At 69.7% G+C, this 23098-nt stretch carries 22 protein-coding genes; 10 read left to right on the forward strand and 12 right to left on the reverse strand.

Annotated elements, in window-relative coordinates:
* Positions 1–9 precede the first annotated feature (9 nt).
* The 3 genes from MBA17_RS46270 (at position 10) to MBA17_RS46280 (ending at position 3453) form a co-directional block, all read left to right on the forward strand.
* Positions 10–1500 (forward strand): oligosaccharide flippase family protein, encoded by a 1491-nt coding sequence (locus MBA17_RS46270; protein ID WP_238505187.1) that lies wholly within the window; start codon positions 10–12, stop codon positions 1498–1500.
* Positions 1501–1516: 16 nt separating this feature from the next.
* Positions 1517–2407 carry a glycosyltransferase family 2 protein gene (locus MBA17_RS46275; protein ID WP_238505190.1) on the forward strand — a complete coding sequence of 297 codons (891 nt, stop codon included), beginning with the start codon at positions 1517–1519 and terminating at the stop codon, positions 2405–2407.
* A gap of 197 nt (positions 2408–2604) precedes the next feature.
* Positions 2605–3453 (forward strand): hypothetical protein, encoded by an 849-nt coding sequence (locus MBA17_RS46280; protein WP_238505191.1) that lies wholly within the window; start codon positions 2605–2607, stop codon positions 3451–3453.
* Positions 3454–3710: 257 nt separating this feature from the next.
* On the opposite strand, the gene MBA17_RS46285 is transcribed toward MBA17_RS46280, so the two are convergent.
* Positions 3711–4589, reverse strand: coding sequence for a DUF6492 family protein (locus MBA17_RS46285; protein ID WP_238505193.1), 879 nt, complete (start codon positions 4587–4589; stop codon positions 3711–3713).
* A 167-nt stretch (positions 4590–4756) separates the two neighbouring features.
* On the opposite strand from MBA17_RS46285, the gene MBA17_RS46290 reads away from it, so the two are divergent.
* Both MBA17_RS46290 and MBA17_RS46295 read left to right on the forward strand, forming a co-directional pair.
* On the forward strand, positions 4757–5512 hold the full coding sequence (locus MBA17_RS46290) for a hypothetical protein (RefSeq protein ID WP_238505199.1): 756 nt from the start codon (positions 4757–4759) through the stop codon (positions 5510–5512).
* Between the two features lie 15 nt (positions 5513–5527).
* Positions 5528–6853 (forward strand): O-antigen ligase family protein, encoded by a 1326-nt coding sequence (locus MBA17_RS46295; RefSeq protein ID WP_238505201.1) that lies wholly within the window; start codon positions 5528–5530, stop codon positions 6851–6853.
* Here the strand turns inward: MBA17_RS46295 and MBA17_RS46300 are convergent.
* From MBA17_RS46300 to MBA17_RS46310, 3 genes are all read right to left on the reverse strand, one after another.
* Positions 6811–8544: a DUF4082 domain-containing protein gene (locus MBA17_RS46300; RefSeq protein ID WP_238505203.1), complete on the reverse strand. Its 1734-nt coding sequence runs from the start codon at positions 8542–8544 to the stop codon at positions 6811–6813. The two genes, MBA17_RS46295 and MBA17_RS46300, sit on opposite strands and share 43 nt — an antisense overlap.
* Before the next feature lie 174 nt (positions 8545–8718).
* Complete coding sequence (locus tag MBA17_RS46305) at positions 8719–9579, reverse strand: right-handed parallel beta-helix repeat-containing protein (protein ID WP_238505205.1); 861 nt, start codon at positions 9577–9579, stop codon at positions 8719–8721.
* Positions 9580–9643: 64 nt separating this feature from the next.
* Entirely contained in the window at positions 9644–10201 is a 558-nt protein-coding gene (locus MBA17_RS46310; RefSeq protein WP_238505207.1) for a dTDP-4-dehydrorhamnose 3,5-epimerase family protein, read from the reverse strand.
* A gap of 65 nt (positions 10202–10266) precedes the next feature.
* On the opposite strand from MBA17_RS46310, the gene MBA17_RS46315 reads away from it, so the two are divergent.
* The gene (locus MBA17_RS46315; RefSeq protein WP_238505209.1) at positions 10267–11109 is read left to right on the forward strand and encodes a glycosyltransferase family 2 protein; all 843 of its coding nucleotides are present in this window, start codon (positions 10267–10269) and stop codon (positions 11107–11109) included.
* A 10-nt stretch (positions 11110–11119) separates the two neighbouring features.
* Here the strand turns inward: MBA17_RS46315 and MBA17_RS46320 are convergent, their stop codons facing one another.
* From MBA17_RS46320 to MBA17_RS46350, 8 genes are all read right to left on the reverse strand, one after another.
* Entirely contained in the window at positions 11120–12319 is a 1200-nt protein-coding gene (locus MBA17_RS46320) for a glycosyltransferase family 4 protein (protein ID WP_238505211.1), read from the reverse strand.
* Positions 12309–13625, reverse strand: a complete 1317-nt coding sequence (locus tag MBA17_RS46325; protein ID WP_238505213.1) for a nucleotide sugar dehydrogenase — start codon at positions 13623–13625, stop codon at positions 12309–12311. Before MBA17_RS46325 ends, MBA17_RS46320 begins: the two co-directional genes overlap by 11 nt.
* A 26-nt stretch (positions 13626–13651) precedes the next feature.
* Positions 13652–14575 (reverse strand): glycosyltransferase family 2 protein, encoded by a 924-nt coding sequence (locus MBA17_RS46330; protein WP_238505215.1) that lies wholly within the window; start codon positions 14573–14575, stop codon positions 13652–13654.
* Positions 14576–14664: 89 nt separating this feature from the next.
* Positions 14665–15600, reverse strand: a complete 936-nt coding sequence (locus MBA17_RS46335; RefSeq protein WP_238505217.1) for an NAD-dependent epimerase/dehydratase family protein — start codon at positions 15598–15600, stop codon at positions 14665–14667.
* A 124-nt stretch (positions 15601–15724) separates the two neighbouring features.
* Positions 15725–16705 (reverse strand): 2-oxoacid:ferredoxin oxidoreductase subunit beta, encoded by a 981-nt coding sequence (locus tag MBA17_RS46340; protein WP_455432985.1) that lies wholly within the window; start codon positions 16703–16705, stop codon positions 15725–15727.
* Positions 16706–16760: 55 nt separating this feature from the next.
* Complete coding sequence (locus MBA17_RS46345; protein WP_238505222.1) at positions 16761–18602, reverse strand: 2-oxoacid:acceptor oxidoreductase subunit alpha; 1842 nt, start codon at positions 18600–18602, stop codon at positions 16761–16763.
* Positions 18603–18848: 246 nt separating this feature from the next.
* Entirely contained in the window at positions 18849–18938 is a 90-nt protein-coding gene (locus MBA17_RS50865; RefSeq protein ID WP_455432983.1) for a hypothetical protein, read from the reverse strand.
* Between the two features lie 35 nt (positions 18939–18973).
* Positions 18974–20431 (reverse strand): polysaccharide deacetylase family protein, encoded by a 1458-nt coding sequence (locus MBA17_RS46350; RefSeq protein ID WP_238505224.1) that lies wholly within the window; start codon positions 20429–20431, stop codon positions 18974–18976.
* A gap of 108 nt (positions 20432–20539) precedes the next feature.
* On the opposite strand from MBA17_RS46350, the gene MBA17_RS46355 reads away from it, so the two are divergent.
* The 4 genes from MBA17_RS46355 to nuoH are packed head-to-tail and all read left to right on the forward strand — an operon-like array spanning position 20540 to position 22937.
* Positions 20540–20911, forward strand: a complete 372-nt coding sequence (locus tag MBA17_RS46355; protein ID WP_238505226.1) for an NADH-quinone oxidoreductase subunit A — start codon at positions 20540–20542, stop codon at positions 20909–20911.
* Positions 20912–20933: 22 nt separating this feature from the next.
* Positions 20934–21458, forward strand: coding sequence for an NADH-quinone oxidoreductase subunit B (locus MBA17_RS46360; protein ID WP_455432984.1), 525 nt, complete (start codon positions 20934–20936; stop codon positions 21456–21458).
* Entirely contained in the window at positions 21455–21991 is a 537-nt protein-coding gene (locus tag MBA17_RS46365; RefSeq protein WP_238505228.1) for an NADH-quinone oxidoreductase subunit C, read from the forward strand. Before MBA17_RS46360 ends, MBA17_RS46365 begins: the two co-directional genes overlap by 4 nt.
* Positions 21984–22937 (forward strand): NADH-quinone oxidoreductase subunit NuoH, encoded by a 954-nt coding sequence (nuoH, locus tag MBA17_RS46370; RefSeq protein ID WP_238505229.1) that lies wholly within the window; start codon positions 21984–21986, stop codon positions 22935–22937. Before MBA17_RS46365 ends, nuoH begins: the two co-directional genes overlap by 8 nt.
* Positions 22938–23098 lie beyond the last annotated feature (161 nt).

Raw genomic sequence — 23098 nt, forward strand, 5'->3', positions numbered from 1 at the left:
GGCCCCCTTTTGACAGAGGAAACGGCGAGCTCGGCGGCGGCGGCGAACATCGATTCGATCGGCAAGAAAGCCGGCCGCGGGCTTCGCTGGAGCCTGCTCGGAAATCTGGTGACCAAGGCAGGCTCGTTCGTGATGGGCCTCGTGCTCGCACGACTCCTCACGTCGACCGACTTCGGCATCTACGCGATCGCGCTGGCGGCCACCCAGTTCGTCATGGTCATGAAGGACCTGGGCGTCATGGCCGCCACCGTGCAGTGGCGCGGCAAGCTGGAAGAGATGTCGCCGACCGCCTCGCTGCTGGCGCTCAGCTCGGCGGTCGGCCTCTACGCGGTGTTCTGGTTCGGCGCCCCGTGGTTCTCCGAACTGGCGGGCAGCACCACCGCCACACCGGTGGTCCGGCTGCTCACCGCCGTGATCCTGGTCGAGGCGCTCACCGCCGTGCGCGCGGCGGCGCTGCTGCGCAGGTTCGAGCACGACAAGCTGACGAAGGCGCTGCTGGCCGGTTTCGCGGTCAACGCGCTGGTGGCGATCACCCTGGCGATGAACGGCGCGGGCCCCTACAGCTTCGCCTGGGGGCAGGTCTCGGCCGCGGTGGTCACCGGCGTGATCGTGTTCTTCTCCGCGAAGGTCCCCGTACGGCTGGGCCTGAACCGGGAGATCGCCGGCAAGCTGCTGCGCTTCGGGCTGCCGTCGGCCGTCGGCATCGGCCTGGAGACCGTGCTCCTCAACGCCGGCTACATCATCGTCGGCAACATCATGGGCACCGTCGCGCTCGGCTTCTACCTGCTCGCGTTCAACGTGTCGAGCTGGGTGCCCGGCCTGATCGGCACCGCCGTACGCTACGTCTCCCTGCCCAGCTTCTCGCGGCTCGCGGAGGAGAAGGGCGAGGCGCTGTCGCTCGGCGTCCAGCGCTCGGTCCCGCTGCTCTACGCCTTCGTGCTGCCCATCGCGATCCTGATCGGCACGCTCGCGCACCCGCTCGTGGCGGTCCTGTACGGCGAGCGCTGGGACCAGGCCGCCGGGGTGCTCCGCCTCCTCATGCCGCTGATGGTCGTACGCATGCTGACCTCGATCGCGCTCGACATCCTGACCTCGCAGGGAGCCACCAAGGCCACCATGTGGATGAACGTCGGCTACGGCGTGGCGCTCTTCCCCATGGTGATCATCGGCACCCACCTCGGCGGCATCCGCGGCGCGGCGACCGGTCACGCCCTGGCCGCCCTGCTGGTCGCCCTCCCGCTGGCCGTACTGGCCCTGCGCCACTCCGGTGTACGGCTGGCCCCGCTGCTGCCCGCCCTGGTGCGGCCCAGTGTGGGCGGCGTCCTGGCCTGCGGGGTCACCTGGGGGGTGTCCACCCTGTTCGCGGGAACCCCGTTCCTGCAGCTCCTGTTCGGCGGCACCGCGGGCCTGGTCACCTTCGTTTCGGTCGTGGTTCCGGCGGCGCAGCTCAAGATGCTGAGCGCGCGGGCCGGCGCACTGCTTCCCATCCGTTCGCGTTGAGATTGTGGAGGACCTGATGCCGACGAAGGACACGCTGGTGTCCATCGGGCTCCCCGTACGCAACGGCGTGGGGCGGATGGAAGACGTCGTGCGCGCGGTGCTGGCCCAGGACCACGAACGGCTGGAACTGGTGATCTGCGACAACGCCTCCACGGACGACACCGAGGAGCTCTGCCGCGGGCTGGCCGCCGCCGACGGCCGGATCGTCTACCACCGGCAGCCGGAGAACGTCGGCATCCTCAACAACTTCGTGCACGCCATGCGGCTCGCCGGCGGCGACTACTTCCGCTGGATCGGCGACGACGACTGGCTCGCCCCCACCTACGTCACCAGGACGCTCGCGGAGTTCACGGCCGATGACCGGCTCTTCCTGGTCGGCTCCCACATGGCGTACACCGGTGTCGACGGCGAGCCGCTGACCGGCGCGTACGAGGGCGACGCGCTGCGCTCGGACGACCCGGTGGAGCGGCTCACCGAGATGCTGCGGCTGCTCACCGAGACGGGCCTGCGGATCGACCCGCTCTACAGCATGATCCGCCGTGCCCCGCTGACCGCCATCTCGCGCCGCAACATGCTCCGCGAGGACGAGGTGTTCGCGGCCAAGCTCGCGCTGGCCGGGCCGTGGGGCCACGTGCCGGAGGTGCTCGGTCACCGGAGCCTGGCCCAGCGCCGGCTCCCCGCCCTGGCCCGCAGCCTCGGAGTGGCCCCCTGGCAGGCCCGGTTCGCCACGTTCCTGCAGTATCGCGAGATTCTGAGCTGGCTGCCCCACGCCGGTCTCACCGCCGACCAGCACCGCCGGGCCCGGCTCGCCGTACTCGGGATGTATCTTCGGCGGCATCGGGTCACCGCGGCGCACCGTGGCCGCAAGCTGACGCGGCTGGTGGCGGGGCACGTCCTGCGCCGGTGACGCGCCTTTCGCCGTCGGTCATCCGACGGGACAGCTGTAACGGTCCACGCGTGCCCTGCGATGCCCATATGTAGGTCGGGGCCGCCCGAGACGCTCCGGTGCGCACAGTAATGGGCGGGAAGTTCATGGAATTCTGGAAGGTCATCCTCAGCCTCCTCCGTCAGAGGTTCATCGGGCCACCGTTGATCATTCTTGCCTTGGCCGGAGCCGTGACCACGTTCTTCCTGGTCCCGGTGCATTACACGTCCAGCGCCTTCATGGTGCTGACCACCTCGGTCCGGGGTGGGGAGGTGGCGCAGGACCCGGAGAAGCCGGCCGGGCTGACCAACCCGCTGCTCGCGTTCAACGACGGCCTCAAGACCACGGCCGCCATCCTGATCCAGTCGATGACCACTCCGCAGGCGCTGAAGGAGCTGGGCGTCCAGGAGGGCGGCACGACCACGCTCGTCATCGACGACGGCAGGAGCAGCACCACCCTGATCGACCTCGGCGGTCCCTTCGTCTACATCGAGGCGGACAGCAGGACCGCCGCCGAGGCGTACTCCGTCGTCATCCGCGCCCAGCAACGGGTCCGCCAGGAGCTGGTACGCCGCCAGAAGGCGCTCGGCGCGCCCGTCGAGACCTTCATCATGCTCGCCGACGTGGTCCCCGGGTCACGTCCCGTGGCGGTGCAGAGCGACAGATACCAGGCGGCCGGGGTGACGTTCGTGCTGGCCCTCATCGCCGGTTTCGCCCTCGCGTACGCCAGGGAGCGCTCCCGCATCGTCCGGCGGCACCGGGCGGCGGTCCTGGCCGCGCCGGTGCCCTTCCCGGACACCCCGGTGCAGAAGATCCTCGTCGTCGCGGGCGGCACCTACCCCCCGTACACGAGTACGGCCGGGCCGGACGAGGACCCCGAGGACCGGCCGCCGCCCGGCCCGGCCCGCCGCGGCGACGACCCGGGCGGGGAGGAGGACCGGCCTGATCCCGGCGGCCACGACGTGGTCACCTGGGAGGTCAGGACCATCCCGGCCTCCCGGAACGGCGCGACGCCCGCCCGCGAGTGACGCCGGCTCACCCTTGGCGTGGTGGCGGTCGTGGTGGCCGCTCGTTGGTGCGGCTTTCCGTCTGACGTGGTGGTCGGTCGTGGGTGCGGCCCTCCCGGCGGGATAGACGCGTGGTGCCCGCTTGTGGCTGCGGCATCGTCCCTTGGCGCGGTGGACGCGGTGGTCCGTCGTGGCGGGCGCCCGCGAGTGACGCCGGCTCGCTTCGGGCGGGCCGGCTGGAGGTGGATGAGGGTGGTGGCTGCCCTGGGGCAGCCGGTTCACTCCGCGGCGAGCCGGACGCAGCGGTCGATGGCCGCCTGCCGTACCTCCGGGGGGGTGCCGGAGTGGGAGGAGATCATCATGCCGACCGCGCCGGGGTCGAGGCGCTCGGCGAAGGCGATGGCCGCGTCGTGGTCCATCGCGGTCCGGTCGTAGTTATTGTGGCAGATCGGCGGGCTCGTCGCCGGACGGGTGTCGTCGTCGAGGACGCCGTCGGCGAACACGCCGTAGACGATGAACTCCGAGACGTGGAGCTGGGTGGTGAACGCCTCCAGCCAGCTCCGGCCGGTCGTCTCGGCGATCCGGTCGCGCATGGCCGCGACGATCACCGGGTCCCAGAGGACGAGGGGGCCGACGTAGTCGGGCAGCGGAGGCGGCGGCGACGGCGGGAGGCCGAGCAGGTCGCGGGCCACCTGGTGCCAGCGGACGTGCCGCTCCATCGAGGCGGTCACCGCGCCCTCCTCGCGGAGCAGGGTCAGCCGTCCGTCCACGGTGAAGTTCTCAGCGGCGACCGGCCGTACGAGCACCACGTCGGAGTCGGCGAGCAGGACCGCGTCGGCGTCCACCACGGTCGCGGCGGCGATCTTGGCGGCCTGCTGCATGACCCAGCCGCGGACCGGCGGCCACGGGCGCAGGCCGTTGACCCAGATGCCCCCCGGCAACGGGAGCCGCACGTATCTGCGGGGGATCAGCTCGGGGTGCGTCCAGATACGGCAGCGGCGGCTCCGGTACCGGGCGAACGCCGCCTTGTGCGCGGCGGGCACGATGACGTGGTGGACGGTGTCGTCGGATGTGTATTCCAGCACCGAGCGGTGCAGCCCGGCGAACAGTTCGGCGTCCGGCCCGTAGGTCGGTGTGACGACCGCGAGTTCAGTCATGGCCGGTGCCCCCTCCAGTCGTGCGCACTACCGACGCAACTTCTGTATCGGCCCGTACCTCCCGGAGCGTTACGCGCCGGGGCGTAACGCGGGCAGGTGATGGGGCGATTCCCAAGGGGAGACACCGGCTGGGGGCTTGTCCGCCGACGCGCCGGGGAGGGGAACGCATGGACTTCTGGGGGACGGTCCTCGTTCTCTTCCGGCGGTGGTATGTCGCGGTTCCGGCGTTCCTGCTCGCACTCGGCGGGGTGGCGGCGATCTACACCTCGGTCCCGCTGACCTACGTGTCCAGGTCCGTCCTCGTGCTGACGATCCCGCCCAGCGGCGGCACCCTTCCGCTCGACAAGGAAGCGCCCAACTGGCCGGTCAACCCCCTGCTGAACTTCAACGACGGGCTGAGCATGTCGGCCTCGATCGTCATCCAGGCGCTCGGCACCGCTGAGACGGCCGCGGAACTGGGCGCGCCGGCCGGCAGCGAGACGACCTACAAGGTGACCAACGGAAGCACCAACCCCGAGCTGCTGATGAGCGGCCCGTTCGTGTTCATCGAGGGCGAGGCCCGTACGGCCGAGCAGGCCCGCGACATCGTGACGCGGGTCGCCGCCCAGGCCCAGAAGGAGCTGACCCGGCGCCAGCGGATGGTGGGGGCGCCGGTGAAGACCTACATCGCGATAACCCGGCTGATGCCGCCGACCACGCCCGAGGCCAAGCGCGGCAGCAAACTCAGGGCCGCCGCCGCGGCCGTCGGCATCGGCTTCATCATGAGCCTCGGCTCGGCCTTCGCCTTCGAGAGCGTCGTCAACGGCCGTCGGGCCCGCCGCCGGGGGCCGTCCACGGCCCCGCCGGCGTCCCTGGAGCCCGGCACGGCCGCGGCGTCCCTCCCGACCCCGGCGGCGGCGCCCACGTCGCCGCTGCCCCGCTGAGCGGCCATGGTGACGATGATCGATCAACTCCGGCCGCCGCGGCGGGCCGACGGCGCCACGCTGGTGGCGATCTTCCTGTGCGCGCTGTTCATCATCCCGGCCCGGCTCGTCCTGCGCGGGCTGCCGTTGTCGCTCACCGCCGCGGACGTGGTCGGGCTCGCCATCGCCCTGTGCTGGCTGTGCGCCCACTTCACCAACTCCCTGGGGATGGCGAAGGGGCCGAACGCCGTACGCACCGGGATCTTCGTCTACGCGATCGTGATGCTGATCGTCTACGGCTACACGACCTACGCCTACCTGCCGTCGGACGAGCTCAACCTCGCCGACCACTCGGCGGTGCTGATCGTGGCGCACGTCGGGGTGGCCCTCGCGATGTGCGACGGGGTCCGTGGCCGTGAGCGGCTCGAATTCGTGCTGAAGGCCGTGGTGGTCGCCGGGGCGATCCTGGCGGTCATCGGCGCGCTGCAGTTCCTGGTCGACTTCGATCTCACCGAGTACATGGTGTTCCCCGGGCTGCGCTACAGCTCGGAGGAGATGTTCGTGCTGGAGCGTTCCACCCTGCGGCGGGTGGGCGCGACCACCGGTCATCCCATCGAGTTCGGCGTGCTGTGCTCGATGACGCTGCCGATCGCGGCGCACTTCGGGTTCCACGCGCGTGATCGCGGGCAGCCCGCCGGCCGCTGGTGGCTGTGCACGGGGCTGATCGGCGCCGGGCTGATGTTCTCGGTCTCGCGCTCGGCCGTACTCGGGATGGCCGGCGTCGGCCTGGTACTGCTCCTCGGCTGGCCGGCCAGGCGGCGGTTGCAGGCGCTGGGTGCCGCCGTCGCGTTCCTGATCGGGATGCGGCTGGTGGCCCCCGGCCTGCTCGGCACGTTCTACGGCCTCTTCTCCAACCTCGGCTCCGACGACAGCATCCGCTACCGCACCCACGACTACGACAACGCCGTGCTGGAGATCTCGATGCACCCGTGGTTCGGCCGCGGCGTCGGCACATGGTACGCCCCGAAGCACCAGATCTTCGACAACCAGTACCTCCTGACGCTGGTGGAGGCCGGGATCGTCGGCCTGGTGGCGTTCGTCGGCATCTTCCTGTGCGTGTTCTACGCCGCGATCCGCGCGCGTTACCTGAGCACCGACCCCGTCACCCGCGACCTCGCCCTGACCCTGGGCGGCTGCCTGGTCATCCCGCTGATCGGCGCCGCCACCTTCGACCTGCTGTCCTTCACGATGGTCACCGGGTTGACGTTCCTCCTGGTCGGCGCGGTCGGCGCGTTGCTGCGCATCGCCCGGGAGGAACGTCACTTGCAGGGCAGCGGCCCCACGGTCGAGGTGACGCGGTAGTCCGCGTCGATGGTCACCAGGGTGTTCCCCGACCAGTCGATGGCCGAGCAGTCGGCCTCGATCGGGCCGTAGACCCACGACTTGTCGACCACGCTGTTGCCCCGCACGACCTGCTTGCCCTTGGCGTTGCGCACCCGGATGCTGTAGGTCCCGCCCATCACGAGGTTGTCGGTGACGACGACGTCCACGCTGCCCTCGTCCACCAGGAAGATCGGCGCGGTGATGTGCTTGGCGTGCCGCTGGTCGACGGTGTTGTGGTGGAAGGTCAGGCCCCGGCCGGCGTTGTAGGTCTGGATGCCGTCGGAGTGGTCGCCGGGGTTCGAGCAGAGCATCACGTAGGAGTCCTGGATCTTCACGTTGTCGCCGGACACGCTGAACCCGTCGCCGTGCCCCCGGACGTGCACCCGGGTGGCGGTGAAGTCGGAGTTGGAGATGCCCGGGTCGGTGATGCAGTCGTCCTCGGGGCCGACCGTCGAGTCGGTGATGGTGAAGGAGTACGTCTTCCGCTCGTACTCGTCCAGCACGGTGCCGTCGATCTGGCTGTTCCTGACGACCACGTCATGCGCGGTGATCAGCAGGTTGCCCGGGATGTGCACGCCGTCCAGCACCGTTCCCGGCTCGGTCACCCGGTAGGTGTCGCCGCCGAGGTTGGTCTTCAGCTCTTTGAGCTTGACGCCGGGCGGGACTCCGGTGCAGTCGGGAGTGGGGTGGTCCGCGCACTTACGGTCGCCGGGGTCGGAGCCGGGTTGGGACGTCGACACGGTGGGGGTCGGCGTGGGCGTCGGAGTGGGGGTGGGTGTCGGCGTCGGCTTGGGGCTCGGGGTGGTGGTCGGCGTGGGCGTCGGTGTGGGGGACTTCGTCGGCTCCAGGGTGGGCTGGGTGGCGGACGGGGTCGGGGTGAGGGTCACGCGCGGCGTGGGACTGGTGGACGGGCTCGTCGGTGTCGGCTTCGGGGAGGTCGGTGTGGGGGAGGCCGGCTTCGGGGTGATCGGCGGCTTCGGGGTCGGCTTCGTCCGGAGGAAACGGTGCAGCCAGCGGTACATGGGATCCACGTAGTAGTTGTAGTTACGGGAGTTCCACCGCTGTGGGAACCTGCTCTCGCCGTAGGAGTAGACGCCGGTCCTGGTGGACGAGGTCCGCAGTGGGCCGGAGCGCAGTTCGGGGGCGTTCGGCTGCCCGACGTAGGTGCCGTGGCGGCTGTGGTAGGAGACCGTGTAGCCGCGTCCCGCGAGGACCCGGACCGGCTTTGCGAAACGGGCCTCCTGCCAGCCGGAGGCCGTCTCTCCGCGGAAGGAGACCGTGGCCAGCTTCCGGCCCGCGGCGTTCCAGAGCGTGCCGGTGTGCCGCCCCTTCTCGCCCTTGGCCTTGTAGAACCTGACCCCGTCGATCCACCCGTTCTCCGTGGCGGTGAACCGTACGCCCAGCTCGATCGGGGCCCGGTCGGCGTGCGACCGCGCGGAGACCTTGGTGGCCGGGGTCCAGAAGCTCACCTCCTTCATCTCGGTGGTGAACTCCGGCTCGGCCGCGGCCGGGGTCACAGGGGCGGGCTGGTTCCGGACCGACAGCCAGGCCACCGGTAGCACCGCCGCCACGACGGCGGCGGTGAGCACCGGGATCAGGCGCCTGTGGAGGCGGCGCGCGCGGAACTGTCCGGCGTTCGTGCCACGGTGTGAGTGGTGCCTGCGAGTCATAGTGGCGACCTCCGCGCTTCCGCGCCTGGCTTAATCGCTTTCCTGACCGATCCCATGGTGCGCAGGCAATTGTGACGGATGTGGCTGCCGGTATGCATGAATTTGAACGATATTTCTTGATATCAACTGGGTTTATCCCACCGGCGTCAACCCGGTGAACGCCGCAAGTAATGCTCAGACATCGCAGGGCAGCGGGGCTACGGTCGAGGTGATGCGATAGTCGGCGTCGATGGTCACGATCGTGTTCCCTGACCAGTCGATGGCCGAGCAGTCGGCTTCGATCGGACCATAAACCCAGGTTTTGTCAACGACCCTATTGTCGCGAACGATCTGCTTTCCCTTGGCGTTGCGCACCCGGATGCTGTAAGTGCCGCCCATCACCAGATTGTTCGTCACGATCACGTCGACGCTTCCCTTGTCGACGAGGAAGATCGGCGCGGTGATGTCCTTGGCGTAGCGCTGGTCGACGGTGTTGTGGTGGAAGGTCAGGCCCCGGCCGGGGCCGTACGTCTGGATGCCGTCGGAGTGGTCGCCGGGGTTCGAGCAGAGCATCACGTAGGAGTCCTGGATCTTCACGTTGTCGCCGGACACGCTGAACCCGTCGCCATGGCCCCGGACGTGCACCCGGGTGGCGGTGAACTGCGCGGTCGAGATGCCGGGGACCGAGATGCAGCCCTTCTCCGGGCCGACCGTCGAGTCGGTGATCGTGAAGGAGTACGTCTTGCCGTCGTAGAAATCGATCACGGTGCCGTCGATCTGGCTGTTCTTGATGGTCACGTTCTTCGCGGTGATCAGCAGGTCGCCGGGCACGTGCACGCCGTCGAGCACGGTGTCCGGCTCGGTGATCCGGTAGGAGGTGTAGAAGTTCGTCTTGAGCTTGGTCAGCTTCGTCCCCGGCGGGACCCCGGTGCACGCCGGGGTGGGGTGGTCGTGGCACTCGGCGACGGCGGCGGTAAGAGTCGGCGCCGCCGTCTTCACGGGTGGTGGTGGTGTCTGGGTGCAGGCGGCCAGGGAGGCCGCCAGTACGCCTGCCATCGTCGGCGGTAATGCCGTCCGAACCCATCGCCGCATCGCGGTCGCCCCCGAAACTCTCTCGTGCTCAGCCGGTCCGGTCGGCGAGGCGGGTCCTCAGCCGGGCCCAGGACCCGGCCGCGAGGTCGCGGTCGCTGATCGCCGTGACGGGTGACGGCCAGTGGATGTTCAATTCAGGATCGTCGAAACGGACAGACAGATCCTCTGAGGCATCATGCTCTCTGTCGATGCGATAACAAACATCTGTCTGTTCGGTCAGCGCCTGAAACCCATGCAATATGCCTTGCGGCACGTATAGTGTGACGAATTTTTCATCGTCGAGAACCACCGACATCCACTCCCCGAATGTCGCCGAACCCGGCCGGGCGTCCACCAGCACATCGTGGACCGCTCCCCGGGCGCAGCGCACCAGTTTGGCCTCGCCCCTGCCGGACCGCCCGTGCATCCCGCGCACGGTGCCCGCCCGCGAGCGGGACTGGCTGTCCTGGATGAACGAGGTCGGGTCCAACCCGGCCGCCGTGAAGACGGCCGCGTCGAAGGTCCGGGTGAACAGGCCACGATCGTCACGGTGCGGAGTCGGAATGAACAACAGCACTCCATCGAGCGCGGCACGTTCTACTCTCATTTCGTCATTTCTCTCATGAGGGCGGTCCAATGGGCCAGGATTTCCCAGTCTCGGTCAGGTGGCCGATGGTCAGTGTCGTGATTCCGGCACACGACGAGGAGGCGGTGATCGGCGCGGGACTGGGCCGGTTGCTGGCCGGGACCGCGCCGGGGGAGTTCGACGTGGTGGTGGTCGCCAACGCCTGCTCCGACGGCACCGCGAAGGTGGCCGAGCGGGCCGGGGTGCGCGTGATCGAGACGCCGGTGCCGGGCAAGGCCAACGCCCTGCGCCTCGGCGACGCCGCCTGCCGTACGTTTCCGCGGGTCTATCTCGACGCGGACGTGGAGTTGACCGCGGAGTCGGTGCGGCGGCTGGTCGCGGCCTGCGGCCGTCCCGGGGTGCTCGCCTGCGCGCCCGTCCCGGTGCTGGACCTCGGCGGGGCGGGCCGGGTCGCCAGACGGCTGCACCACGTGCACGAGCAGCTCATCGCCCCGGTCCGCAGTCTGGCCGGGGTGGGCGTCTACGTGCTCAACGAGGAGGGCCACGGCCGGGTGTTCCCCCTGCCGGACCTGATCTCCGACGACGGCTGGGTGCAGGGCAGTTTCACCGCCGGCGAGCGCGTCGTGGTGCGTGAGGCCACGTCGACGGTCCGCCCGGCCCGGACCGTCGCGGCCCACCTCGACCGCCGGGTCAGGGTACGGCGGGGCAACAGGCAACTCGTGGCGCTCGGCAGGCCCGCGGCCGGGAGCCGGCTGCGGCTGGGCTCGCTCGGCGCCCTGCTGCGGCGACGCCGGGTGAGCCCGCTCGACGCGGCGTGCTACCTGGCCGTCCTCGCCCTGGACCGGGTGGTGACCCGGTTCAGGACGCTGCGCGGCGACCAGGTCGGCTGGGGACGCGACGCGGGCAGCCGAGCGGATCAGCACGGTTGACCACGACCTGTCAGGAGCACGCGGCCTCGTAGGCGGCGAGCAGCGCGGTCCTCGAGTGCTCCCACGACAGCGGCCCGCTGACCCGGGCCTGGCCGATCTCGCCCATCCGGCGGCGCTCGTCGGGATCGTCGAGCAGCCGGGAGACCAGCTTCGCGAACGCCGACTCGTCGTTGGCCGGCGCGTAGAGCGCGGCCTCCCCGGCCGACACCCTGGCCTCGCGCAGGTCGAAGGAGACGACCGGGCGGGCCATCGCCATGTACTCCATGATCTTGTTCATCGTGGAGACGTCGTTGAGCGGGTTCAGCGGATCGGGCGACAGGCAGACCGTGGCCGTGGACAGGTAGCGCAGCAGATCCTCGTCGGGGATCCGCCCGGTGAACTCCACCACGTCGGCCAGCCCCAGCCGCCGCGACAACGCCACCATGTCGTCGAACGTGTCCCCGCCCCCGACGAACACCGCGTGCCAGTCGTCACGCCCCAGCTCGTCCCGCAGCTTGGCCAGCGCCCGCAGCGCGTAGTCCACCCCGTCCTGCGGCCCCATCACCCCCAGATAGCACAGCAGGTACGGCTTGCCGCGCCGGAGCGGTTCCTCGGCGGGAACCTCGTGGAACCGCTCGACGACCGGCGCGCTCCGCACCACGAACACCTTGTCCGGCCGCTTGCGCCCCCTGCCCAGCGCGACCTCCCGGTAGCTCTCGTTGGTCGCGATGACCACGTCGGCCGCCTGGTAGGTGAGCCGTTCGAGGCGGCACACGGCGCGGTAGAGGAAGTCCTGCCCCCGGTCGAAGCGGGAGAGGTAGAGCTCGGGCACCAGGTCGTGCTGGTCGAAGACGAACCGGGCGCCGCGTCGTCGTAGCATCCTGGCGACCAGGAAGAACAGGTCGGGCGGGTTGCAGGCGTGCACGACGTCGACGGGTCCGATCCGGCGGGCGATCCGGAAGGTGTGCCACAACGCCGAGCCGTACTCCTTGGCGTAGCCGAGCGGGCCGCCGGTCGCGGGGCGCAGCGGGTAGCGGTGGATCTTGATGCCGTCGATCACGGCCTCGCGCTCGGTGTCCCGTTTCGTGCCCTGCGGGCAGATGACGTGGACCTCCCAGCCGGCGTCGCGCAGCGTGGTGCTCTCCTGCCACACCCGCCGGTCGAAGGGCACCGAGAGGTTCTCGACGAGGATCAGCGCTCTTCTGCGCCTGTTACCTGCGTTACCAGCCAAGGCCCACGTATCCCGGGTCGGTCCGGCGCGCCGCGGCGTCGGGGAGTCGGACGAGGTCGATGATCGTGCGGTCGCCGGCGCCGTCGAGCGCGTCCAGCACGGCGGTGTCCTTGCAGCCGACGACGCACACCTCGGCGTGCGCGAGCACGTCGTCGGCGGAGTTGCTCAGCAGGTCGCCCAGGTGCGGCAGCCTGCTCTCGATGTAGTCGCGGTTGGCGCCCATCAGGCGGGACATCGTCACGTTCGCGTCATAGATGCGCAGGTCGTAGCCCTTGCCGATGAGACGCTCCGCCAGTTCGACCAGGGGGCTCTCCCTGAGGTCGTCGGTGCCGGGCTTGAAGGACAGCCCGAACAGCCCGATCCGGCGCCGGCCGCTGGCGGTGACCAGGTCGAAGGCGCGCCGCAGGTGTTCGTCGTTGGAGGGCAGCACGTGCGAGAGCAGCGGCACCGAGACGTCGGCCCGCCGCGCGGCGTAGACCAGGCCGCGCAGGTCCTTCGGCAGGCAGGAGCCGCCGAACGCGAAGCCGGGCCGCAGGTAGGCGGGGGAGATGTTCAGCTTGCGGTCGGCGAGGAAGACGTCCATGACCTGGTGGGAGTCGAGGCCGAGCGCCTGGCAGATCGCCCCCAGCTCATTGGCGAAGCTGATCTTCACCCCATGAAACGCGTTATCCGCATATTTCGTCATCTCGGCTACTTCTAGGGGCACCCGGAACACCTCGCCCGGCAGCCCTTCGTACAGCGCGGCCACCACGTCGCCGCTCTCCGGGTCGAACTCCCCGATCACCGTCTTGGGCGGCTCGAAGAAGTCGCGGATGCTCGTCCCCTCGCGCAGGAACTCCGGGTTGACCGCGACGCCGAACCCGACCCCCGCGCGCAGCCCGGAGGCCCGCTCCAGGATCGGGATGAGCAGGTCGGCGCAGGTGCCCGGCAGCATCGTGCTGCGGAAGACGATCGTGTGCCGGTGGCTCAGCCCGGCGAGCGCGTGGCCGATCTGCTCCGCCACGCGTTCCAGGAAGGCCGTGGACAGGCTGCCGTTCGGGGCGGACGGCGTGCCGACGCAGATCAGCGAGACCTCCGTGGCGGCGATCGCCTCCCCGACGTCGGCGGTGGCCCGCAGCGCCCCCGTGCGAACCACCTCGGCGGTGAGCTCGCCGATCCGTTCCTCGACGACCGGCGCGCGGCCCCGGGTGATGAGGTCGATCTTCACGGGGTTGACGTCCACCCCGACGACCTCGTGCCCGCGGGTCGCCAGGCAGGCCGCGGACACGCAGCCCACGTAGCCGAGCCCGAAGACGCTGATCTTCATATGGCGTTTCCCTCCATGGGTGGGACCTAGCCCGGCAGTGTCTGGAGCCGGCGGGATGGTCTGACCAGCGCGATGAGTGAGGCTCTGGAGGTGCGGCTGCCGACGAGCGCGCGCACGGTCTGGCCGAGGACGGTCGCGAGGTAGTAGGCGAGCGAGGCCACCGACCCGCGACGACGGCGGAACAGCCGCACCTTGTTCACGACGAGCAGCGCGGCCAGCATCGGGCTGACACCCGACTCGCCGCCGATGTGCTCCACCACGGCCGCCGGCTCGTACCACAGCGTCCAGCCCCGGTCGCCGGCGCGCAGCGCGAACTCGGTCTCCTCGCTGTAGAGCAGGAACGACTCGTCCCACGGCCCGACGTCGCGCAGCGCCGCCACCGAGATGAGCATGGCCGCGCCGGTCGCCCAGGTCGCCGGGCCCGGCCGCTCGTAGTGCCGGGGGTCGGTGATCACCTCGCCCAGCGTGCGGATCCGGCCCGCGAGGCGCCCGCCGATCACCGCCTCGGCGACCGCCCTGCCCACGGTGGGCATCCGGCGCAGCGAGGGTTGGAGCGTGCCATCGGGAGCCAGCAGACGAGGTACGGCGATGCCGTGGCCGGGCTCCCGCAACGCGGCGGCCAGCTCGGCGAGCGCTCCGGTCCGCAGCCGGCAGTCGGGATTCGCGACGAAGACGGCGTCGAGCCGGTCGAGGTCCATCGCCGCGATACCGGCGTTGATCGCGGCGGCGTACCCGGCGTTGCGGCCCAGCCGTACGACGGACAGGGGGAGGTCGGTGAACTCCTCGGCCAGCTCGACCGACCCGTCCTTGGAGGCGTTGTCGGCCACGACCACCTGCGCGAGCCGTACTCCCCGCGATCCGGCGGAAAGTGAGCGCAGGCAGTCGCCCAATACTTTGGTGCTGTTATACGTCACCAGGACGATCGCGATTCGCGGACTGTCAGACGTCATATGTTCGATATCGCACGGGTATCCAGCCCCGTTACCTCTTTTAGTCCTCCTTCAGTGAGTCTTATGGCCGTATTACGGGAAAGATTTAATTAAAGACGGCCCGAATACCAGGCGACGGTTTGACTGAGACCCTGTTCGAGTTTGGTGGCCGGCCGCCATCCGAGGATCTCGTCGGCGAGCTGGAGGTCGGCGATTCTGGCACTGTCCAGCGGCCGGTCGGAGAGCGCGCCGAAACGCGGCAGGGACGCGCCGCCGACGATGCGGTGGAGCATCTCCACGGTCTCCCGGATGGACGTGCCCACCCCCGAGCCGATCTCGAAGCTCCCCCCGGCCGCCCGCTCCCGCTCGGCCGCGCAGACGAAGGCGTCGACCACGTCGTCCACGTGGATCCAGTCGAGCAGCCGGGTACCGCTGCCGATGGCCGGCTCCTCCCCGCGCAGCAGCGCCAACGTGACATAGGGCACCAGCTTCGACGTGTCCGGCTGGCCGGGTCCGTAGACCATCGCGATCCGCAGCGTGCTGACCGGCACGCCGTACAGGCGGTGGAACATCCGCGCGTAACCGCTCGCGGCCCACTTGGCCACCGCGTAGGGGGAGGAGGGGGTCGGCTCGCCCTCCCGGGGCTCCTCCAGCGAGCCGGCCAGGACCACCCGGGTCTCCGGAGTCTCGGTCACCGCCGTGAGCAGGTTGACCACGCTCGTCAGGTTGGCGCGCAGGGTGGCCGGCACGATCCGCACGTCCCTGCTGCCGGTGACCTCGCTGGCGAGGTGGAAGACCACGTCGGGACGGGTACGGCGGAGCAACTCCCCGACCGCGTCGGGATCGCCGAGGTCGCTGACGTGCCAGGTCACGCCTTGCGTCGCCCGAGTCCGCGCCCGGCGGCTGGTCGCGTGGACCTCCGCGTCGAGCAGACGCAGCCTCCGGAGCAGATGCGAGCCGATGAAGCCGCCCGCGCCGGTCACCAGCACGCGGGTCTCGCGCCAGTCCTTCCGCAGCGATCCGTCCGTGCCGTCGGGCAGGGGCATCCGCGGTTCTCCTTCTCCGGCCGGCGGAAACGTCTATCGGAACATCTGGCCGGTGAGCCGGTTCGTTTCAGCATGCGAAGAGCCGCCCGTCATCAGGACGGGCGGCCCTCGGGTTTCGGTCGGGTCAGCCGATGCGCCAGGTGTCTCCGCCGTAGAGCAGATCGGCCAGGTCGCCCGGTCCGCGGTCGGTGGTGGCCTGGTCGAGCTGGTCGGCCATCAGCGCGTCGTAGGAGGGCCGGTCGACACTGCGGAAGATGCCGATCGGGACATGCTCGAAGGCGGGCTCGTCGAGCCGGGACAGCGCGAAGGCCAGCGAGGGATCGGGGTTGTGGATGTCGTGAACGAGGATCTCCTCCTCGCGCACCGACGCGCGCGGGACGACCTCCAGGCCGCGCGGGCCCTGCCGTACCGCCTTGGAGGCCGAGGCGATGGGCTGGCCGTGCTCCAGGCGGAGGGTGATGTCGTCGCGGACCTCGGGGTCCTTGAGTTGCTCGAAGGCGTTGTCGTTGAAGATGTTGCAGTTCTGGTAGATCTCGACCAGCGAGGTGCCCTGGTGCTCGGCGGCCTCACGGAGCACCGACTGGAGGTGCTTACGGTCGGAGTCGATGGTGCGGGCGACGAACGAGGCCTCCGCGCCGATCGCCAGCGAGATCGGGTTGAACGGCTTGTCGAGCGACCCCATCGGCGTCGACTTGGTGATCTTGCCGATCTCGCTGGTGGGGGAGTACTGGCCCTTGGTCAGACCGTAGATCCGGTTGTTGAACAACAGGATGTTCAGGTTGACGTTACGGCGCAGCGCGTGGATCAGGTGGTTGCCGCCGATCGACAGCGCGTCGCCGTCGCCGGTGATCACCCACACGCTCAGGTCGGGACGCGAGGCGGCCAGACCGGTGGCGATCGCCGGGGCGCGGCCGTGGATCGAGTGGAACCCGTAGGTGTCCATGTAGTAGGGGAACCGGGAGGAGCAGCCGATGCCGGAGACGAAGACCATGTTCTCGCGCTTGAGGCCGAGCTCCGGGACGAAGCTCTGCACCGCCGCGAGGATCGCGTAGTCACCGCATCCGGGGCACCAGCGGACCTCCTGGTCGGACTTGAAGTCCTTCATGCCCAGCTTGGTGTCGCTCTTGGGGACGAGGGTCAGGCCCCTGCCGTTGACGATGTCATTCACTCTCGATCACGTCCTGGATCACGCCGGCCAGTTCCTCCGCCTTGAACGGCAGGCCGCGCACGCGGTTGTAGCTGATGATGTCGACCAGGAAGCGGGCACGCAGCAGCAGGGCCAGCTGGCCGAGGTTGATCTCGGGGAGGAGCACCTTGTCGTAGGACCGCAGCACCTCGCCGGTGTTGGCGGGCAGCGGGTTGAGGTGCCGCAGGTGAGCCTGGGCGACCTTCCCCCCCGCCCGGCGCACCCGGCGGGCGGCGGCGGCGATCGGACCGTAGGTCGATCCCCAGCCGAGCACCAGCACCCTGGCGTCGCCGTCGGGGTCGTCCACCTCCAGATCCGGCACGTCGACCCCGTCGATCTTGGCCTGGCGGAGCCGGACCATGAGGTCGTGGTTGTTCGGGTCGTAGGAGATGTTGCCGGTGCCGTCGGCCTTCTCGATGCCGCCGATCCGGTGCTCCAGGCCCGCTGTACCGGGGACCGCCCAGGGGCGGGCGAGGGTCGCCGGGTCGCGCTTGAACGGCAGGAAGTTCTCCCCGTCGTTCGGGCCCGACGCGAACTCGGTGGAGATGTCCGGCAGGTCCGCGACGTCGGGGAGCTGCCACGGCTCCGAGCCGTTCGCCAGGTAGCCGTCGGACAGCAGGATGACCGGGGTGCGGTACTTCACCGCGATCCGCGCGGCCTCGATCGCCGAGTGGAAGCAGTCGCTCGGGGTGGACGGGGCCACGATCGGCACCGGGGACTCGCCGTTGCGGCCGAACATGGCCATCAGCAGGTCGGTCTGCTCGGTCTTGGTGGGCATGCCGGTGCTCGGCCCGGCGCGCTGCACGTCGACCAGGATCAGCGGCAACTCGGTGGCGACCGCGAGGCCCACCGTCTCGGCCTTCAGCAGGACGCCGGGGCCGCTCGTCGTGGTCACGCCGAGCGCGCCGCCGAAGGACGCGCCCAGTGCCGCGGCCACGCCGGCGATCTCGTCCTCCGCCTGGAAGGTCCTGATGCCGAACCGCTTGTGCTTGGACAGCTCGTGCAGGATGTCGGAGGCCGGTGTGATCGGGTAGGACCCGAGGAACAGCGGCAGCTTCGACTGCACGGACGCCGCGATCAGGCCGTACGCGAGCGCCTGATTGCCCGAGATGTTGCGGTAGATGCCGGGGGCCAGCCGGGCCGGCTTGATCTCGTAGGAGACCGAGAACGACTCGGTGGTCTCGCCGTAGTTCCACCCCGCCTGGAAGGCGACGATGTTGGCCTTGGCGATGTCGGGCTTCTTGGCGAACTTGCTTTCGAGGAACTTGATCGTCGCCTCGGTCGGCCGGTGGTAGAGCCAGGAGAGCAAGCCGAGGGCGAACATGTTCTTCGCCCGCTCGGCGTCCTTCTTCGAGATGCCGAGGCCGTCGAGGGCCCGTACGGTCAGCGAGGTGAGCGGCACGGCGTGCACCCGCCACTCGCTCAGCGAGTCGTCGTCGATGGGGCTCACGGAGTAGCCGACCTTCGACAGGTTTCGCTTGGTGAACTCGTCGGTGTTGGCGATGATGTCCGCCCCGCGGGGCAGGTCGCCGAGGTTGGCCTTCAGGGCTGCGGGGTTCATCGCGACCAGCACGTTCGGGGCGTCGCCCGGCGTGAGGATGTCGTGGTCGGCGAAGTGCAGCTGGAAACTCGAGACGCCGGGCAGGGTGCCCGCGGGAGCTCGGATCTCAGCCGGGAAGTTGGGAAGCGTGGACAGGTCGTTGCCGAACTCCGCGGTCTCCGCCGTGAAGCGGTCACCGGTCAGCTGCATGCCGTCGCCGGAGTCGCCGGCGAACCGGATGATCACGCGGTCGAGTTGCTGAACCTGCTTGGCCACAGCTCAGTCCTCCTCGACGCGCTGAGGCGCCGTTGCTCGTGACATGTTTCTCAATTCCATGCTAGATCCTCGGGGGTGACGCGTACGTGTTCGCGTTCCACTCTGCGGAGGAGTGTGACGTCCGTCGCAGATCCTCGCGGGGCTGCGGGCAGCTTATGAAACCCCGGTGGTGTCCGGCTGGGGGCTGGGCAGGACGGGATTCAGTCCATCGTGAGTACGGGTGCCGCGCCACGCCGGGCGGTGTGTTCACGACCGTACGTGGTAGGCGCGACACAGCCCCGCAGCCAGCCGGCACAGGTCCACGTGCAGGCGCTGGAAGAGGATGGTTCGGGTCACGAGGTCTAACTATATGTCCCCGTGCAATCGGAAGGTTATCGGAGTCGTGCCGTAGTGGCGGTCGGGCCGCCCGCGTGGTACGTCTGTCCGGGCATCATGGGCTGCGTGCCGTACAGCTCGGGGACGGTCACGAAGATGTAGCCGCGCCTGGTGAGCTCGTCGAGCACGGTGGGCATCGCGTCGACGGTGGAACCGGAGACGCCGTGCAGCGCGATGATCGCGCCGGGCCTGGCGCCCTTGACCGTTCTGCGGACGACGTCGGCCGGGTCCCTGAGATACTCGTCGCCGGGGTCGACGTTCCACCGTACGAGTGAGAGGCCCATCCGCTCGGCGACCATGGCGACCTCGGGACCTGCGGATCCGTAGGGGGCGCGGGCCAGCGTCGGGGTCTGGCCGACGGCGGCGTGCACGGCGTTCTGGGTACGGCCGAGCTGGTCGGCGATCCGGTTGGCGGACAGCGCGGCCAGGTTCCGGTGCGACCAGGAGTGGTTGCCGATCACATGTCCTTCGTCGCGCATCCGGCGCAGCAGGTCGGGCTGGGCGATGGCGTTGCTGCCCGTGACGAAGAAGGTCGCCCGTGCACCGCGCGCGGCCAGCGCGGACAGCAAACGGGGGGTGTGGGCGCCCGGGCCGTCGTTGAACGTCAGGGCGACACACTTCCTCGGGGCACAGTCCGTCTCACCGAAGTCTGTGCTCCGCGTGTGCTCCCGCTTGCTGGTGAGGACCTGGACGGGCGGCACGTCCGCGACGGCCGGGGTCTCGGCCGCGGCACGCGCCGCGACCCCCGCCGCCGACAGCAGCGGCGCGGCCTGCGCCCGGGGTACGGCGACGGCCACCCGGCCCAGCGAACCCGCTCCCACCTGGAAGTCGTCGAACTCGGCGACCAGGTCGCCCTTGCGGTTGAAGGCGAGGGAGTCGAAGAGGTTCGGGTCGGCCGTCACGGCGTCCACGTCCACGCCGTGCTTCCTGTCCTTGAGCCGGGCCTTGACCAGACCGGCCAGGGTGGTCAGGCCGGCCTGCCCGTTGAGCAGGCCGGTGGAGCTCAGCGGGCGGTTGGCGGGCCGGTCGTGCCACACGGTGCGCTGAGAGTCGCTCCAACCGGAGCCGTCGAACTCGCCGGTCCGCAGCCGGACGCCGATGATCTTTTCGGAGACGGCGGAGAGCTGCCAGTCGATGTTGAGCTCAGGAGTGGGGCCGGCGGCGCGGGTCGCCCGGGTGAAGGCGCGGAGCTGGGCGGTCACCTCGGCGTGCAGTTGGTGCGACAGCGCGGGATCGGCCGCGAGCGTGGGGTAGGTGATGTGGACCCGGCGGCTGGGGGCCTTAGCGGTGATCGTGCGGGTGCTCAGGCCGCCCACCCGGGAGGGGTCGGCGAAGCCGATCATCGTGGGTTCGGCGGGCAGCGGGGCGTCGTGGGTGGGGGGGTTGCCCAGGCCGCAGGCGGTGACGGTGGCGGCCAGCAACGCGATTCCGCTGGTGAATCGCAGTTTGAGCATGCAGGCCAGGTTATGGGTCGAAATATCGGTTTAAACGGGGCTTTGCGGTGATTTGGGGGGATGGGGAGGGAGCTTTTGGAACCCGTGCTTGCGGGTTATGGTGGCGAGATGAGCGGATACTTCGGCGCTTACGCGCTGGTCGCCGTGTTCCTGGCGATCGGCGTGGCCGTGGTCGCCGGGGCGCTGTTCGTCAACCGGCTGCTCCGGCCCACCCGGCCCACGCCCGAGAAGCTGCTCACCTACGAGTGCGGGGTCGATCCGGTGGGGGAGGGCTGGGCCCAGTCCCAGGTGCGCTACTACGTCTTCACCTACCTCTACGTCGTCTTCGCGGTGGACGCCGTCTTCCTCTTCCCCTGGGCCACCGTCTACGCCGCGCCGGGCTTCGGGATGACCACGCTGGTGGAGATGTTCCTCTTCCTCGGCTTCATCGCGCTGGGCATCGTCTACGCCTGGCGCAAACGCGTACTCGCCTGGACGTGAGTCTGCATGGAGAATGCGTGACATGGCGGATCTCCCGATGCCCACCGTTGGACCGGTCTCCCGGCTAGCGCCCAAACCCATGCGGTTCATCCTCAACTGGGGACGCAGATACTCCCTGTGGGTGTTCAACTTCGGGCTGGCGTGCTGCGCGATCGAGTTCATCGCCACCTCGATGAGCAGGCACGACTTCATCCGTTTCGGCGTGATCCCGTTCGCGAACGGGCCCCGGCAGGCCGACCTGATGATCGTCTCAGGCACGGTCACCGACAAGATGGCCCCCGCCGTGAAACGGCTCTACGAGCAGATGCCCGACCCCAAGTACGTCATCTCCTTCGGAGCGTGCTCCAACAGCGGCGGCCCCTACTGGGACTCCTACTGCGTGACCAAGGGCGTCGACCAGATCATCCCCGTCGACGTCTACATCCCCGGCTGCCCGCCCAGACCCGAGGCGCTCCTGCACGGCATCATGAAACTCCAGGAGCAGATCGCCGCCGAGACGCTGAGCGACCGCTACGTCTGGTCCCGCTCCCAGGGCGGCGACTCATGAAGGACGCCCTGACCAGCCGGTACGGCGAGCAGCGGGTCTCCGAGTCCTTCGGCCAGCTCACCGTTGACGTCGAGCCCGGCTCCTGGCTCGACCTGCTCGGCTACGCCCGCGACGAGTTGGGCTGCGCGTTCTTCGACTGGCTGACCGGGGTCGACGACCCGCCCGAGGGCTTCTCCGTGGTGGCCCACGTCTTCAACCCGGACACCCGGGAGCACCTCCTGCTCCGCACCGCCGTACCCCTGGCCGACCCCAGGCTGGCCAGTGCCGTGGGCGTCTTCCGGGGAGCCGACTGGCACGAGCGGGAGACCTTCGAGATGTTCGGCGTGATCTTCGAGGGGCATCCCCACCTGGTTCCGCTGCTGCTGCCCGACGGTTTCGAGGGGCATCCGCTGCGCAAGGACTTCGTGCTCGCCGCGAGGGTCGCCAAGGCGTGGCCCGGCGCGAAGGAGCCCGGCGAGTCCGACCACGGCTCCCCGAGCCGCCGCAAGACCCTGCCGCCCGGAGTTCCCGCTGATTGGGGTCGCGATGCCTGAGGTGCTCGACGTCCTGATCAGGATCGTGGCGATCGTCGCCGTCTTTCTGGTCCTGCCCCTGATCGTCGGACAGACCGAGCACAAGGTCATGGCCCACATGCAGGCCCGCCTCGGCCCGATGTACGCGGGCGGCTTCCACGGCTGGGCCCAGCTCATCGCCGACGGCGTGAAGTTCATGCAGAAGGAGGACGTGATCCCCACCGCGGCCGACCGCCGCGTCTTCGCCCTGGCTCCCGGCGTCGCCCTGGTGCCCTACCTCCTGGTGCTGGTCGTCATCCCGATCGGCCCCGGCCTCATCGGCGCCGACCTCGACGCCGGACTGTTCTACGTGCTCGCCGTGATGGGGATCGGCGTGCTCGGCTCGATCATGGCGGGCTGGTCCTCCGGCAACAAGTACTCCGTGCTCGGCGGCATGCGCTCGGCCGCTCAGCTCATGTCGTACGAGCTGCCGCTGGTCCTGGCGGCCTCCTCCGTCGCGATGGCCGCGGGCACGCTGTCGCTGCCCGGCATCGTGGAGGCATGGCAGTGGTGGTGGCTTCCGTGGCAGGCGATCGGCGGCGTCGTCTTCTTCGTCGCCGGGCTCGCGGAGCTGCGCCGCCCGCCGTTCGACATGCCGATCGCCGAGTCGGAGCTGATCATGGGCCCGATGACCGAGTACACCGGCATGCGTTTCGCCCTCTTCATGCTGGCCGAGTACGTCGGCATCGTGGTGCTCTCCGCGCTGACCGCCGTGCTGTTCCTCGGCGGCTGGCACGGCCCGCTGCTGCCCGGCCCGGTGTGGATGCTGATCAAGGTCTTCGCGCTGGCCTTCGTGGTCATCTGGCTCCGCGTCAGCTACCCCCGCCTGCGCGAGGACCAGCTCCAGAAGCTCGCCTGGATGGGCCTCGTCCCGCTCGCCCTCGCCCAGCTCGCCCTCACCGGGGTGGTCCGCGTCCTTCTCCCCTGACCCGACGGACGCGGCTGGGGGCGTTCCTCAGGTGTCGCCTGACGTGCGCTCGCAGGCCGCGCCCTTGGGCTGGGTCGTACTTCGCCCTTCCGGGCGCGACGGGCGCGGCTGGGGGCGTTCTGCGGGTGTTGCCTGACGTGCGCTCGCAGGCCGCGCCCTTG

The sequence above is a fragment of the Dolomitihabitans soli genome, from assembly GCF_022213955.1.
Classification (GTDB): Bacteria; Actinomycetota; Actinomycetes; order Streptosporangiales; family Streptosporangiaceae; genus Streptosporangium_A; species Streptosporangium_A soli.